This window comes from Nostoc sp. DedQUE07, from assembly GCF_034530975.2.
Lineage (GTDB): Bacteria > Cyanobacteriota > Cyanobacteriia > Cyanobacteriales > Nostocaceae > Nostoc.
The window spans coordinates 84006-98234 of the sequence record NZ_JAVRCC020000028.1 but is presented as its reverse complement, the minus strand read 5'-3'; the positions used below and the strand labels follow the sequence as shown (position 1 = coordinate 98234).

At 41.4% G+C, this 14229-nt stretch carries 13 protein-coding genes and 1 other RNA gene; 4 read left to right on the top strand and 10 right to left on the bottom strand.

Annotation, left to right across the window (positions count from 1 at the left end; genetic code table 11):
- Positions 1–124: 124 nt before the first annotated feature.
- Both rnc and RMZ95_RS21030 read right to left on the bottom strand, forming a co-directional pair.
- Positions 125–844 (bottom strand): ribonuclease III, encoded by a 720-nt coding sequence (gene rnc, locus RMZ95_RS21035; protein ID WP_322686394.1) that lies wholly within the window; start codon positions 842–844, stop codon positions 125–127.
- Positions 845–985: 141 nt separating this feature from the next.
- Positions 986–1168, bottom strand: a complete 183-nt coding sequence (locus tag RMZ95_RS21030; protein WP_099104126.1) for a hypothetical protein — start codon at positions 1166–1168, stop codon at positions 986–988.
- Positions 1169–1296: 128 nt separating this feature from the next.
- Between RMZ95_RS21030 and RMZ95_RS21025 the strand changes: the two genes are divergently transcribed.
- Entirely contained in the window at positions 1297–1680 is a 384-nt protein-coding gene (locus RMZ95_RS21025) for a hypothetical protein (RefSeq protein ID WP_322686393.1), read from the top strand.
- Positions 1681–1828: 148 nt separating this feature from the next.
- On the opposite strand, the gene rnpB is transcribed toward RMZ95_RS21025, so the two are convergent.
- The 4 genes from rnpB to groL all read right to left on the bottom strand — a co-directional run bounded on the left by rnpB (position 1829) and on the right by groL (position 6154).
- An RNA gene (gene rnpB, locus RMZ95_RS21020) (RNase P RNA component class A) lies at positions 1829–2269 on the bottom strand.
- 46 nt (positions 2270–2315) lie between these two features.
- Complete coding sequence (locus RMZ95_RS21015; RefSeq protein WP_322670351.1) at positions 2316–3011, bottom strand: hypothetical protein; 696 nt, start codon at positions 3009–3011, stop codon at positions 2316–2318.
- 65 nt (positions 3012–3076) lie between these two features.
- Positions 3077–4219 (bottom strand): magnesium/cobalt transporter CorA, encoded by a 1143-nt coding sequence (corA, locus tag RMZ95_RS21010; RefSeq protein ID WP_322686392.1) that lies wholly within the window; start codon positions 4217–4219, stop codon positions 3077–3079.
- A gap of 261 nt (positions 4220–4480) precedes the next feature.
- Positions 4481–6154, bottom strand: coding sequence for a chaperonin GroEL (gene groL, locus RMZ95_RS21005; RefSeq protein WP_322670353.1), 1674 nt, complete (start codon positions 6152–6154; stop codon positions 4481–4483).
- Between the two features lie 157 nt (positions 6155–6311).
- On the opposite strand from groL, the gene RMZ95_RS21000 reads away from it, so the two are divergent.
- The gene (locus RMZ95_RS21000) at positions 6312–7394 is read left to right on the top strand and encodes an MraY family glycosyltransferase (protein WP_322670354.1); all 1083 of its coding nucleotides are present in this window, start codon (positions 6312–6314) and stop codon (positions 7392–7394) included.
- Positions 7395–7455: 61 nt separating this feature from the next.
- Here the strand turns inward: RMZ95_RS21000 and RMZ95_RS20995 are convergent, their stop codons facing one another.
- Positions 7456–8301, bottom strand: coding sequence for an Rpn family recombination-promoting nuclease/putative transposase (locus RMZ95_RS20995; protein ID WP_322670355.1), 846 nt, complete (start codon positions 8299–8301; stop codon positions 7456–7458).
- A gap of 82 nt (positions 8302–8383) precedes the next feature.
- Positions 8384–9130 carry a 3-oxoacyl-[acyl-carrier-protein] reductase gene (gene fabG, locus RMZ95_RS20990; RefSeq protein WP_322686390.1) on the bottom strand — a complete coding sequence of 249 codons (747 nt, stop codon included), beginning with the start codon at positions 9128–9130 and terminating at the stop codon, positions 8384–8386.
- Between the two features lie 767 nt (positions 9131–9897).
- Between fabG and trxA the strand changes: the two genes are divergently transcribed.
- Positions 9898–10215 (top strand): thioredoxin, encoded by a 318-nt coding sequence (gene trxA / locus RMZ95_RS20985; protein ID WP_322670357.1) that lies wholly within the window; start codon positions 9898–9900, stop codon positions 10213–10215.
- A gap of 370 nt (positions 10216–10585) precedes the next feature.
- Complete coding sequence (locus RMZ95_RS20980) at positions 10586–10750, top strand: hypothetical protein (RefSeq protein ID WP_322686389.1); 165 nt, start codon at positions 10586–10588, stop codon at positions 10748–10750.
- A 408-nt stretch (positions 10751–11158) separates the two neighbouring features.
- Here RMZ95_RS20980 and RMZ95_RS20975 read toward each other — a convergent pair whose 3' ends face one another.
- Both RMZ95_RS20975 and RMZ95_RS20970 read right to left on the bottom strand, forming a co-directional pair.
- Positions 11159–13078, bottom strand: coding sequence for an iron uptake porin (locus RMZ95_RS20975; RefSeq protein WP_322686623.1), 1920 nt, complete (start codon positions 13076–13078; stop codon positions 11159–11161).
- A 551-nt stretch (positions 13079–13629) separates the two neighbouring features.
- Entirely contained in the window at positions 13630–14142 is a 513-nt protein-coding gene (locus RMZ95_RS20970) for a hypothetical protein (RefSeq protein ID WP_322686388.1), read from the bottom strand.
- Positions 14143–14229: the final 87 nt, after the last annotated feature.

The window sequence follows — 14229 nt, the reverse complement described above, 5'->3', positions numbered from 1 at the left end:
TTTGTCATTTGTCATTTGTCATTTGTCATTTGTCATTTGTCATTTGTCATTTGTATACAAAGGACGAGGGACAAATGACCACTGACAATCAACTGATTATCGACTAATCGCCCTTCTTTTAAGCTCAGGGTATTTGCGGGTTAGAAATTGCTAAAAAAGCTACTTTAGCTGCGGCTTGTTCTGCGGTTTTGATTGAGCGTCCTTTACCTTGTCCAAGCATCTTTCCGTGCAGCCACACTTCAGCCAGGAAACGTTCTTGATTGCGATGCGGTTGAGTGATTTCCACAACCCGATACTCTGGTAAAACTTTAAATTGCGCCTGAGTCCATTCTTGGAGAGCAGCTTTGTAATTAAGTCTGGCAGGATCGAGGCGAATCTCTGTGGCTAGTTGGTGGAAGTGAGGATCTAGCCAAGAGCGAATCAATTCCAGATTTTGAGTACTTAAGTAAAGCGCACCCAAAACTGCTTCAAAAGCATCTGCCAGTCGTGACTCTAGACCAACTTTATCGGCGGTAGCACTACCAGCGACTAGTAAGTATAACTCCAAACCATAAACTCTGGCCAATTGGGCGAGAATGCGATCGCTTACCAATACCGAACGAATTGCTGCAAAATCCCCTACTGGACAATCGGGATAATTTTCCCATAACACAACAGCCGACACCAGCCGCACCACTGCATCGCCAACAAACTCTAGCTGTTCATAATTTGCCGAATCAGAGACAGTGGGATGAGTTAGCGCTAAATCCAACAGTTCCCACTTTATAGGTGCTTCTAGCGACAAACCAAATTTTTGGACTAAACTTTCAAGTTGCCGTTGACGGCGTGGATAGGCAAGGGGCATTACATGATAAGGGGAAGGGGGCAGGGGGCAGGGGGCGGAGGGGCAGAGGAGGCAGGGGAGGCAGGGGAGGCAGGGGAAGGTAACTAGCTATCTATACTTATATATCTAAATCTCTTGGACTATTACTCTAACAACTTTTTGCTACTTCTCTCTATCTAGCTTCTCTTGGATAGCTTGACGGCAAAATTCAGGAGGATCGTCTTTAGCTTTTACCTCTTCCTTCATTTCTTTGGTGACACGCAAATGTAGATATTCAGTTAATGGTCGTTCTCTATCTGTGGTGAATGGCTTTAAGTTATCTGGATTACCTTTATTTTTAGACATTGTATAGAAATACAAATAAACTTATTCTCCACGTGTATATCAGTGGATAATCTTAAATCGATGGGCATCTTAGCCTGAGAAACTTGTTGCCCACCGATTCCCACTTTTACAAGAGGTAACTCTATTTTATGTTTACGCGCACAGAATTAGAAGTTAAAAGCTTGAGAGCGTTACGCGATTTATGTCTGATACAGTACGGCATCCAAGCAATAGGAAACCCTGCTGATAAAGCATCATACATTAATGCACTCCTAACTTTCCCTGTTATAGCCTGCAAGCAAGTATCGGAGAATAAAGGATTGAAGTCTCCTATGCTTTCTCAAGTAGAAACGCTAGAAGCGACACTAGAAGCTATGGGAACACCGACACCAGAGCAGTCAGCATTGCTCAAGGTGACGATGGAGGGAAGGAAGTTAGAGTACCCTGCACGTTACAGTCAAGAGAAACTGTTTGGACTCTATCGGGTTAAATGGCATTTGGATACAGCATTAGAGATATTGGGAATGCTTTAAATGCTTTAGATGATAAATTAGCGATGTCTACGACGAGCTTCTCTACGAGACGCTACGCGTAGCAAGATCCCAAAGGGTACGCTTACGCACAAAACCCGTACAAAAAATAATAGAGTACAAACCGTGAAAGGTTCATACTCCATTAAAGGGGAGAGAGCAGGACATAAGCCGGGTTCTGTTCTCTTGCGAGGGCAGTTATCTATCTGGGACGTTTGTTACCAAACGCCTCAAGCGGCTCTCATTGAGCGGAACTGGTAAAAGACCAACCGTAGTTCCTATCGCCTTGCTCCCAACCGGGGTTTACCGAGCCAGCACCTCTCGATACTGCTGGTGCGCTCTTACCGCACCTTTGCACCCTTACCAAATTTAGTTAGGAGTTATGAGTTAAGAGTTAAGAGTTAATAATTAATAATTCCTAACTCCTAACTCCTAACTTCTAATTCCTAACTTTTTTGGCGGTATCTTTCTGTGGCACTATCCTCACGATCGCTCGCACTGGACGTTATCCAGCAAGTTTGGTCTTTCGGGAGTCCGGACTTTCCTCAAACCAGTAACTATGACCGATCTGCAACCGCCTGCGCCTACTCTCTCCTTAAATCCAGTGTACCCGGTTAACACAAGGGGTTGACAGGTTATTACTTTTTTTTATTCCAGGGTAGAGCGTAAGTCCAAGGTAGTTTCCTGACTGTGAAAGGACAATTGATAATGCTAATGGGAGGAAAATCACGACCTGGAGCTAGACCTAGACGCACTTCAGATATCCTCAACACTAATTGCAGAGAAAAATCCAACTCTTTTTTTCTGTTAATAAAATCGTTGTACAACTTTTTTTGCCCTTTTTGTAGCCCATTGATATCAATTAATGGTTTTTTTGCTAAATAGGTTCCAGCTACTTGATCGCGCTGGAAAACATCTTCTGCTGTCACTGTTTCAGAAAGTGTTTTCTTGGGAGCAATCAGGCTAGGACTTTGGGGTACTGCTAAGTCGCGGGTTAAGTCTGGTGATTTCCGAATTACGCGGCGCGATTGCTTACTATGTTCAACAACTAAAGAACTATTGTCCCAGTCAACGTATACGGCAACATTATCTGATTTATTTTCAATGCTAATTCCTAAATCTTTCAAATCGTCAATTGGGTATGAAGATTTGAGTTTAAAGGAAATTCCAATTTTATCGTCGAGATTTTGTTCTTTGAGTTGTTCGTCAACAGTTCCTTTTTTAAACTCAAATTTAACTTGGTCATCGATGGATTCAATCATGCGATTGAAAACATAAGAGACACCGATAATATAAATCGTCAAAACTACTAAATTCTGGTCGCTACTCCTCATAACTCAAAAATCTTAACTCCCGGTGCTAATGAATATATATTTGACTCATCGCTAATCTACAATTTTTAATTGCGCTTGATTTCTACAGAATTTTGCAGCCACCCTCTTCGCCAAAAAAAGAATAGCAAACTAAATGCGATCGCTAACATCAATGCCCAGCAAAGTGGATAGCCCCAATACCAATTCAATTCAGGCATATTATATGGTGATTTCTCTGTATTGAAATTCATACCATATATTCCGGCCACAAAAGTCAGGGGAATAAAGATCGTTGAAACTATCGTTAGCACCTTCATGATTTCATTCATTTTATTACTTACTGCCGAAAGGTACACATCCATTAATCCAGATGATAGTTCTCGATAAGTTTCTACCATATCCATCACTTGCACTGTATGGTCATAACAATCTCGCAGGTAGATTCGTACTTCTTCAGAAATCAAATCGGGAGCATCTCGAATTAAGGAATTAATTGCATCTCGTTGGGGCCAGATAGCACGACGTAGTTGCAGTAATTCTCGTCTAATTTGATAAATATTTTGCAGTGTTTGGGGAGTAGGTTTAACTATTACTTCCTCCTCTAACTCTTCGATTCGCTCGCCATAAAGCTCTAGCACTGGGAAAAAGCCATCAATAATTGCATCTAATAAAGCATAAGCTAAATAATCTGCTCCCTGTTTACGGATGATACCTTTGTTTTTTTCAATTCGCGATCGCACCGCTTCAAAGCAATCATGTTCTGGTTCCTCTTGTACTGTCAGTAGATAATTTTTTCCTAATATCAAACTCACTTGTTCGCTATAAAAACCACATGTTCTTTCCTTTGGCACTACCATCCGGGCAATGAAAAGTAATTGATCTTCATAATCCTCTGTTTTGGGACGCTCCGGTACATTAACTACATCTTCTAAAACTAGAGGATGTAACTTAAAAACTTTACCCAATCGTTGTAATATGTCTTGACTACCTAAACCTTGTACATCTACCCAAGAAACCGATTCCGATTCCAGATAAGAGACACACTCCTCTGGAGTTTCTATTTGTTCGCGAATGAAATTGGTTTGGTTATAGTCAATCAAAAAAATTATTGGTGGTGGAGCATCTGCATCAATAAAAATGGTTCCAGGTATAGTCCCTGGTTGGTGATGGAACTCGTCTTCATATAGCTTGGTGAGTATTTTAGGAAGGCGACGTAATTTTCGTGCCATGCAATATTACCTAATAGTCATTTGTCATTGGTCATTGGTCATTTGTCATTTTTCATTAGTAAATAACAAAGGACATAAAAATAACTTACATAACTCAGACGTTATTTTGCAAAAATTAATATAAAGAGGTCATCACCCAGATTTTATCTGACGAATTACGAATTGGTATAACATATTGCCTTTGAATCAGCAATGCTACAAAAAACAGTTTGCCTTGGCAAGACAAACTGTTTAAAAAATATTTATCTGGGTCAGCAGAAATTAGAACATACCCATGCCGCCCATGCCACCCATACCGCCCATACCGCCCATACCGCCCATACCGCCCATATCAGGGGCAGGAGCAGCGGATTTCTTCTCTGGCTTTTCAACAACGATCGCTTCGGTGGTTAAGACCAAACCAGCAATGGAACCAGCGTTTTGCAAGGCTGAACGCACAACTTTGGCAGGGTCGATAATACCAGCAGCAATCAAGTCTTCAAATTCGCCAGTAGCGGCGTTGTAACCAATGTTGAAGTCGCTATCCCGGACTTTCGAGACAATTACAGAACCTTCAGCACCAGCGTTGTCTGCTATTTGGCGCAAGGGGGCTTCTAGCGCTCGTTCGACAATATCAGCCCCAATTCTTTCTTCGTCATTTTCTAGGGTGTTTTTAATCGCTTGTACTGCCTTAGCTAAGTGAATTAAGGTTGTTCCACCACCAGGAACAATACCTTCTTCCACAGCAGCTTTAGTAGCGTTGAGCGCATCCTCAATCCGCAGCTTACGGTCTTTGAGTTCGGTTTCGGTTGCCGCACCCACTTTAATCACTGCCACGCCGCCAGCGAGCTTGGCGATGCGTTCTTGCAGTTTTTCGCGATCGTACTCAGAATCAGTTTCTTCTAACTGTCTGCGAATTTGACCAATCCGCTTTTGTACCTCTGGCTTGGTGACACTACCAGCAACAATTGTGGTGTTTTCTTTGTCAATGGTGATTTTGCGGGCAGTTCCCAACGCTTCTAAAGCAGCCGTATCCAAGCTTAAACCGATTTCTTCAGAAATCAACTGTCCATCGGTGAGAATCGCAATATCTTCTAACAAAGCTTTGCGGCGATCGCCAAACCCAGGCGCTTTAATTCCAGCTACAGCTAGTACACCGCGCGCTTTGTTCACCACCAAAGTTGCCAAAGCATCACCTTCGACATCTTCAGCGATAATTAGCAAAGGCTGACCAGAACGGGCAACTTTTTCTAAAATTGGCACTAAATCTTGGATGCTGCTGATTTTTTTATCTGTCACCAAGATTCGGGCGTTTTCAAATTCGACGATTTGCCGTTCGTTGTTGGTGACGAAGTAGGGAGAAATATAACCCCTGTCAATCTGCATCCCCTCAACTACTTCTAGTTCAGTTGTCAGGGATTTAGATTCTTCAACGGTAATTACACCATCTTTGGTGACTTTTTCCATTGCTTGAGCTAACATTTGACCAACTTCTTCATCGTTACCAGCAGAAACAGTGGCAACTTGAGCGATCGCACTTCCTTCTACTGGCTTGGCTATTTTGGCAATTTCTTCTACCAATGCCTCAATAGTTTTGTCGATCCCGCGTCTCAAGCTCACAGGGTTACTACCTGCCGCAACGTTCTTCAAACCTTCTCTAATTAAGGCTTGTGCTAAAACTGTGGCGGTGGTTGTCCCATCTCCAGCGACATCTTTAGTTTTTGAGGCCACTTCCTGGATGAGTCTTGCACCAGTATTTTCCAAAGGATCTTCTAATTCAATTTCCTTGGCAACAGTGATACCATCGTTGACAATTTGAGGTGCGCCAAATTTTTTCTCTAAAAGGACATTGCGACCTTTGGGCCCCAAGGTGATTTTTACGGCATCGGCAAGGGCGTTAACACCCCTTTCTAGAGATCGCCGCGATTCCTCGTCAAATGCAATAATTTTCGCCATGTTTGATTTCTCCAGCGCTTCCATTAGACAATTTAGCACTCACAGCGCCAGAGTGCTAATCTCTCAAGCGGCTCAAGTTACAAATGGAAATAAAAAAATTGATTAATATACAGGTGATGCTCATATTAGATACTGGCAGTAATGCTTGAATTGGGAGATGAATCTAGACAACTCCCTTAAGTCCCTTGGTATTGCCGACCCTAGCGGCACCGGCTGGTTGGCAGTAGTATTTACGTTCCTCTTGGCTTGGCTTGTAACTTGGCGTTTAATTCCGACAGTACGCAAATTCGCCTTGCGGGTAGGTTGGGCTGACCAACCCAACGCACGGCGACTCAACCGAGAACCTTTACCCAATGCCGGGGGGCTGGCTATCTACGCGGGCGTGATTGCCGCGCTGGTATTAGCTAGCCTTTTACGACCGATCGAACTCCAAAACGTATTGGCTCAGGTGCTCACTATTCTGTTGGGGGGTTCGATATTAGTCCTGGTGGGCTTTATTGACGATCAGTTTGGCTTACCGCCCTCTGTGCGATTGTGGGCGCAAATTGTCACGGCACTTTTGCTGGTAGCTAATGGTATCAGTGTCAAAGTCCTGTTTGGCACTCCCATCGATTCACTTCTGTCCATGTTGCTAACAGTACTATGGGTAGTAGGGATTACCAACGCCATCAATTTGATGGATGGTATGGATGGCTTGGCAGGAGGAATTAGCTTTATCACCGCCATGAGTTTGTTGGGCGTTGCAGCTCAATTTAACAATCGTGCTGCGGCAATCTTAGTCCTCGCAGCTTTGGGAGGTGCTGCACTAGGATTTTTGCGCCATAATTTCCATCCATCACGAATTATTATGGGTGATGCCGGAGCATACTTTTTTGGTTATGTGTTGGCAGCAACTAGTATTTTAGGGAAACTGCAACAAAACACAATTTATGCGCTAATTCCCACGGTTTTATTTCTATTATTACCGGTGCTAGATACCACTCAAGTATTTGTGCGGCGGCTACTAGCAGGAAATAACCCTCTGAGTACTCCTGGCAAAGACCACCTGCACCACCGCTTACTTGCTTGGGGACTCTCCCAGCGCCATGCTGCGTTTACCCTTTGGTCAATTACCTTAGTTTTCAACTTGCTAGCGATGAGAATACAAGGTATGAGTTTGGCTGTGATGCTGACAACCGCCAGTAGTATTATCCTACTTTTGGGCTTTACAGTCTGGCAAAGGATACGCCAACAGCCTTAGTTGCTTGTAGGGTCGGCATTGCAGTGCTAGCCCTACTATGTTTATTCAATTCACCAAAAATTCAAGCTTGAGTTAAATTGTCTTGCAGCCAAACAACTAAATCTCCTTCTGTGGAAAAATCCAACAGTGCCTCGGCTAGATTTTCAAGCTGTTCGATAGATAACTGGCTGATGCGCTCTGACAATTGCGGATTCAAATTACCAATGCGTCGTCGTAACTGGCGCATGACTAGCTCTAGAGTTGTTTCCTGCTTGAGTTCCTCATAAAGTCTAGTCGTTTTGATATCAAAATCACCGAGTCCAAACATTTTTACCAACTCCTGACGACTGATACGCGGTAGTTTGTAAACTACAATTGTTTCTATTAAATCTATCACTTTTTTTTGAAGTGCTTTATCGCTCAGTTCCGAACGTGTCTTTGTAATCAAACTTTTGACTAATATGGGAGTTTGTTTTTTATTTACAACTACTAATTTGATAATACCAACTCCTAAGGAATATTCAGTTACTTCTCCAAGCTCGTTTAAATATAGCCTCGTTACAAGTTGGCTTTCGAGTAAGACTCGATACGGTTGGACTTGTGTTGGTTCAAGGCTGCGGCGAGGGAATATAACTACCGATCGCCAATCTGAAGTAGGTGCGTAAAGTCGTAAATACAGAAATATTTCTGAAAATAAACGAGCATAAAATTCATTATCTTTTTGAAATTGAACCTCTACAAAATAAATCGGCTGATGATTAGTGTCAGCAACAGGAAGAAAGACCCCATCAATGCGAAATGCTGTTTGCTTTAATTCTACTGAAGCGAAATTATATGCATTTGCTTCTGATGGTTGCAGATTAATTAATTCAAAAAAAGCACTGGGAAAAGTTTGAAATAAACGATAAAAAATAGAGTCTGTTTTCATAACTAATCTGTCAAATTTTATTTAATAAGTTCGTAGTTGGCGCTAAAGCGCCAACTACGAAAAATCGCTACCCTTCAACTATTTAGGCCATTACCATACCGCCATCGACGTTAAAGACTTGTCCAGTGATGTAGGCGGCGGCGGGATCGGCGGCGAGGAAGCGCACCATTCCTGCGACTTCTTCGGGTTGACCGAAGCGACCGAGTGGAATGTATTTCAGAATATCTTCGGGGTTGTTGAGATCGCTGGTCATGTCGGTGGTGATGAATCCAGGAGCGACGGCGTTAACGGTAATGCCACGAGTAGCGAGTTCTTTGGCAACGCTTTTGGTGAAACCGATTACACCTGCTTTGGCGGCGCTGTAGTTTGACTGACCTGGGTTGCCCATTTGCCCAGCCACAGAGGTAATGTTGATAATCCGCCCCGATCGCTGCTTCAGCATAATTTTACTGGCGGCGCGTGTACATAAGAAAACACCAGTGAGATTTAGGTCTATCACAGCTTGCCAATCTTCTGGCTTCAAACGCAAAAGCAGTGTGTCGCGGGTAATTCCTGCATTGTTGACCAAAATATCCACACGCTTAAACTTTTCTATGACGGTGTTAACGAGTGTATCTACTTGATCGCTTTTAGAAACGTCAGCTTGGATAGCGATCGCTTGACCTCCCGCATCAGTAATTTCTGTAACAACTGCCTCAGCAGCTGCACTAGAACTGGCATAATTGACAACTGCGATCGCTCCTTGTGAAGCTAATTCAATTGCGATCGCTCGGCCAATTCCTCTTGATGCACCTGTGACAATTGCGACTTTATCTTGTAATAGCGTCATTTAATGTTCCTCAATCTTAGAAATACCGCGCTAATTATCTTATGGCGATTTCGGGAACATCTGAATATTGTCTGGATAATATCTAACTCTTGCGGGGTGATAATCTTGCTGTCATGCTGCAAGTTAGATAGCTAATAGATAAAGTTATACAGGACTCATATTTGATTTCTGAAAAAACTCAGTACACCTTTATTTCTATCTTCCCAGTCCCCAGTCCCCGATCTTTACGAGTAATCAGGAATCAAATAGGATTGCTATACGTCGTATTTAGCTAGATATAGCTATGCTGAATCAGACGCGCTAAAACAAGATCCTCACCTTCATAAAAGTTATCGAGAAGCTGCGATTTGCAATTCTCACAAATCAAATAAGATTCCTATATAACTCGAATAACAATAATTAACGTTTTACTCTGATTAAATATCTATAGTTACTTCTCTGTAAATAGATGAATAACTATAACTAATATATTTGCCTGACTAGATAGACTAGAAAGTGTTGCATCTACAGCCTTCGTAGACATCACTCTTGTGAAAGGCTCTATAATGATTTGGTCGATCGTGATAGGTTGAAACACATATTTAATACAGATGCACAACCTAACATAATATACGGATTTTATTATAATTATTTAATATTTTTGGCTGGTTAATCATCCTCATATTAACTAATCTAATCTTTTACTAACAAAAACCCATGAATCTATACCGATTTTATTTTATAAGAACTACTATTGAAACAAACAATTGAAAATCGGTGTGTGTCACATGGCAACGAAAAAGCAATTTAACAGTTTTGAAGATATGCTGTCTGCTTCTGATGTACCTGTATTAGTAGATTTTTATGCTGACTGGTGCGGCCCCTGTCAGATGATGGTGCCAATTTTAGAGCAAGTCAATGCCCAACTTAAGGATCGCTTAAGGATTGTCAAAATCGACACGGAAAAATACACAGATTTGGCTACTGAGTATAAAATTGCTTCTCTTCCAACCCTAGTACTGTTTAAGCAGGGTCAGCCTGTGGAGCGGATAGAGGGAGTGATGCAAGCACCGCAATTGGTGCAATATCTACAAACAAAGATTTAAGCTTACACTTAGAATTTTGATTTTAGTTCTTAGAGGCGCGAAATATCGCGTCTCTTTCAATAGATAGATAATAATCTGCGCCCATATTAATCAAATCACTGTTTGGTTGAACTTCTAAAAGCCATAAGACTCCTATTTGATTGCGTGAAAAACCTCTGTATAACTAAGGCTGATTCCCTACTTCCTGCCTCTGGCGCTTACGCTGTACTTTGAGGATCGCGTAAGTAGGTTTAAAAATAAAATCGGATTGCGATAAAACCTTAAGTAAATATTAAGCATATTTACTTATATGTCTAGAGAAAGTAGTTTAGAAATTGAGAAGACTATATTGTATAGATATAACAAAGTATATTGACAAGTAAGACCATATATGAGTGGGAAGCAACAAAGACCTGACAAAGCCTATATTTGGGCGAATATTGATTTTGATAAGGTTAAAAATAGAATAGATGGGGTGACTTGCCAGATTGAGCGGGTTATACAAAAGCACCACCTTTCAAATCAAACTGCTAAATCAGGTAAAAGAAATAATTAGGTTATCTGTGGGGCGATATCGACGATGAGTTACACCTACACAGTTTATTTTTAATGTAGCCTGTACTTCGCCCATTCGGTAAGCTACTTCGACTGCGCTCAGTACAAGTCAGTCACCAACGTAGACATCAGATTAGTTTTGCACAACAAATTTTGGGCAATGGGACTATATTTTTGTCAAAAACCAAACAATATTATTCAATAAACATCCACCGAATTTCTACGTATTTATTAGTCATTATTTTATCTTCAACACTTTTTTTAAAGATGTGACTAATGGATAGCCAAAGCATCGGGGTGAGGTTCTTTATTGTTGATTTATGCTGCAAGAGGTCTACTGTGAATTTTGTTATCCAATCTCAAAATCCCCCAATTTCTTAGGGGATTTTGACTACTTAATCTCAATCTCTTAAAATGTAAAAGTAGTCCGAAGTACGCCTACAGTCGTAGTCTCATTATTGCTGTTACCTTCTGGGTTAAATAGAACAAACGCACCAGGGGTAATGCTGATATTATCGCTAACTTGAAGGCGGTAATAGGCTTCCAAATGGTAAGGAGTCGCCCGATTCTCGCCTGTGGGGGTAAGTTGAGCAGAACCACCAGTATCGCTACGGAAAAGCGGCTGACCAAAAAGAATCCCGGCTGTGTTTCCTGACTTGAATAAATCTTTAAAGTGAATTCCCGCCATCCAACTTGTAAAGGTGGTGGAAGCATCCACGCTATTTGAAGCAGCATCAACAAATATTGCTGCACCGTAGCCAGATAAGGCTATCTTGGGAGACAATCGCCATGTTACCGTACCGCCAACAGAGTTGAGTGTGAGCGGTGTTCCAACTGCAACTCCTGATAAAGCACCGATATCACTACTAACTAATCCTGTAGCCAAAATATTGATTTCGTGATAACTGTGGGCATAGTTTAAACCAATATCAAAAGCAGGACTTGGCTTGAAGGTTAACTGTGTGGCAATAATACTACTACCACTAAATAAACCTGCTCCCAAAGGTGTAGTAGAAACTCCTGGTACTGCTTCAGCCGCAGATTTTTCCGGTAAATTGGCATTTACACTGCCGTATAAAGCTCTTAAATCAAAATTTGGCGAAATGTTAAAAATAAATCCCGCTGCCGATGCTAAACCAGTACCCGAAGTTCCACCAGAAACCCGTAGTACAGGATTCAAGTTGCCAAAACGAGATATTGACTCTTGTCCTTCACCATAAAAAGGCGTAATTGTTGGGAAAGCATCTGATGTCTCTGCCGCAGTTCCCGCAAACAAGGTTAATTTATTAGCGACGGGAAAGACATACAGCAATTTGTAAACCTGAACGCTGTTTGCGCCAACGCCCGACAAAGTATTGACATTTAACCCCGGAAATTGCGGCTCAAAACTGGTACGAGCGCTACTTGCACTTAAAAGTGGCGAAGCTAATCCTAAACCTTGTTGCAGGCTACCCTCTCCAGTGGCTCCACCCAAAAAGTTATAAGCTTGCAATCCAGTAATTAATGAATCTTTACCAGTAAAGCTAGTGGTGAGATTTAACCGTACTCTATTGACTAGGATGATGTTCGGGTCACTATCATTAGGAGCGCCACCGCTAGCACCAACACCAGCAATAATTACCTCACCATTGAGTTTGGTCGTAGTAGAAAACTGATTTGCTTCTAGTTCTGCTGTGCGAGCTTCTACAGCATCTACTCGACCCCGCAATGTTGCCAATTCCGCCGCAAATTGTTCTTGTAGTTTCTGCAATGTGGCTAAATCTTCTTTTTTGACCAAATCACCAGTTGCAGTCGCAATCAGTTCATTTATTCGCTCTAAACAAGCATTTAAGCCAGCAGCAAATTCATAGCGAGTCATCGCCCGATTACCGCGATAGGTTTGATTGGGATAACCTGCGATACAACCATAGCGCTCGACTAAAGATTGGAGTGCCTGAAAAGCCCAATCATTCGGCTGTACATCAGACAATTGCGATACGGATGTTACTTGTGCAAGTTTGTATGAGGTTGGAGATGAACTTGCAGGTTGTGGTGTGATTGGCTGCCATAAGTTAACAGCAGAATCTATTCCTAAATCTTGAATTTTTTGCTGTTCATTGACTGAGGGTAAGTTTTTTTGGCTCTCATTAGCTATCAGCAATTTACTGGAGATATTATTTGCTAAATCGCTTTGATGAGAATAATTATTTTCATAGCTGCCGTCATTTTGATTAACAGCTACGTTTTTATCTGCAATTTTTAAACTAGGAAGGGCTTGCACAGGTGATAACCCGACAATTAAACATAAAAATCCCATCCCACTAGCAAAAGCTAGTAGATATTTTGCCATCATGACTCCCAACACCTATAAAATAGTGGAAAAATTCATTGCGATTTTAAAATGGATTGATAAGTAAATTTAAAGTAGATTTAGCAAGAGAGTCTTGTCAACTTTAAATTTTGGATATCAGGATTTTTTCTGAATTAACTTATCAAAACGTCAGCTTATATCGCAGGTATTAAATTCTAGTAAATACTATTTTCGGAAAGAATTAACAAAACATCATATTGATAGTTTCTATAATTACGATAGCAATCCCAAATGATTTTTGAACAACGCATTGCGTAAAATGCTTGATTCATAAGCCTTCTAAATTTTCTCTGTTCAAATATAAAAAATAATTGCTATATTGACAAAAGAATAATTTCCATAAGTCTGATTTGGTGATATATGAATATAGGTATTGAGCCGAGGATTTCGGCTCAATACCTAATAAAGAATAATTGACTCAAAAAAATCAAGAGGCTGCGATCGCTGCTAAATTTGGGTGTAGGCTAAGATTCGGCAAGAAAACAGCATATTGTAGTTCACGATTTCTCTGATTGAGATATTTCAAGTATTCAATCCCACCAATAGGCAACAACCACCGCATCACAATCTTGGTGAACATCCTCACCCCATAACGCCCCTTCCAATCTAGTTCTCAGTCGGCGCTTCAGGCGGAAACCATAATCTTCATTCGTGCCATCACTTACCTCTACTGAATCAGCTCGCCATTTTTTGCCCAAGTCTAAAAGCTCAGACACTTTTGTATCTTGGTTCTCTGTCAGAATGTACAGTGTATCGGCAGGATAGGCAATGAAATGGATGATGCTGGTTTCAGGCATGGGACGATAGTTTGCCATTGCAAGTAGGGTATCGACCATACCACCAAAGCTTAAACCGTTTTCATCTGGTGCAAAGATTGGTTTTGTGAATAGAAAGCTTGACCATAAATTTCTGTGGTTGGAAAGGTCAGTAATCACTTCTTTGCCATCAAACTCATTGAACCGACGCTGCCAAACCAAGCCAGCGAAGAGTTCTTGGGGAGAATAGGATTCCGCAATCGATTGGATTTTGCCTAAATCAAGCATCACATTTACGGTAAGTAATATTTTTAACAAAACATTTGTAACTACCCTTGCAGTTTATTTACCCAGTGCCTGCTATTCTTATAGTTA

Coding starts and splice junctions, on each gene's coding strand:
- rnc (WP_322686394.1), bottom strand. CDS start 844: ATGCCCCTTGCCTATCCACGCCGTCAACGGCAACTTGAAAGTTTAGTC.
- RMZ95_RS21030 (WP_099104126.1), bottom strand. CDS start 1,168: ATGTCTAAAAATAAAGGTAATCCAGATAACTTAAAGCCATTCACCACA.
- RMZ95_RS21025 (WP_322686393.1), top strand. CDS start 1,297: ATGTTTACGCGCACAGAATTAGAAGTTAAAAGCTTGAGAGCGTTACGC.
- RMZ95_RS21015 (WP_322670351.1), bottom strand. CDS start 3,011: ATGAGGAGTAGCGACCAGAATTTAGTAGTTTTGACGATTTATATTATC.
- corA (WP_322686392.1), bottom strand. CDS start 4,219: ATGGCACGAAAATTACGTCGCCTTCCTAAAATACTCACCAAGCTATAT.
- groL (WP_322670353.1), bottom strand. CDS start 6,154: ATGGCGAAAATTATTGCATTTGACGAGGAATCGCGGCGATCTCTAGAA.
- RMZ95_RS21000 (WP_322670354.1), top strand. CDS start 6,312: ATGAATCTAGACAACTCCCTTAAGTCCCTTGGTATTGCCGACCCTAGC.
- RMZ95_RS20995 (WP_322670355.1), bottom strand. CDS start 8,301: ATGAAAACAGACTCTATTTTTTATCGTTTATTTCAAACTTTTCCCAGT.
- fabG (WP_322686390.1), bottom strand. CDS start 9,130: ATGACGCTATTACAAGATAAAGTCGCAATTGTCACAGGTGCATCAAGA.
- trxA (WP_322670357.1), top strand. CDS start 9,898: ATGGCAACGAAAAAGCAATTTAACAGTTTTGAAGATATGCTGTCTGCT.
- RMZ95_RS20980 (WP_322686389.1), top strand. CDS start 10,586: ATGAGTGGGAAGCAACAAAGACCTGACAAAGCCTATATTTGGGCGAAT.
- RMZ95_RS20975 (WP_322686623.1), bottom strand. CDS start 13,078: ATGGCAAAATATCTACTAGCTTTTGCTAGTGGGATGGGATTTTTATGT.
- RMZ95_RS20970 (WP_322686388.1), bottom strand. CDS start 14,142: ATGCTTGATTTAGGCAAAATCCAATCGATTGCGGAATCCTATTCTCCC.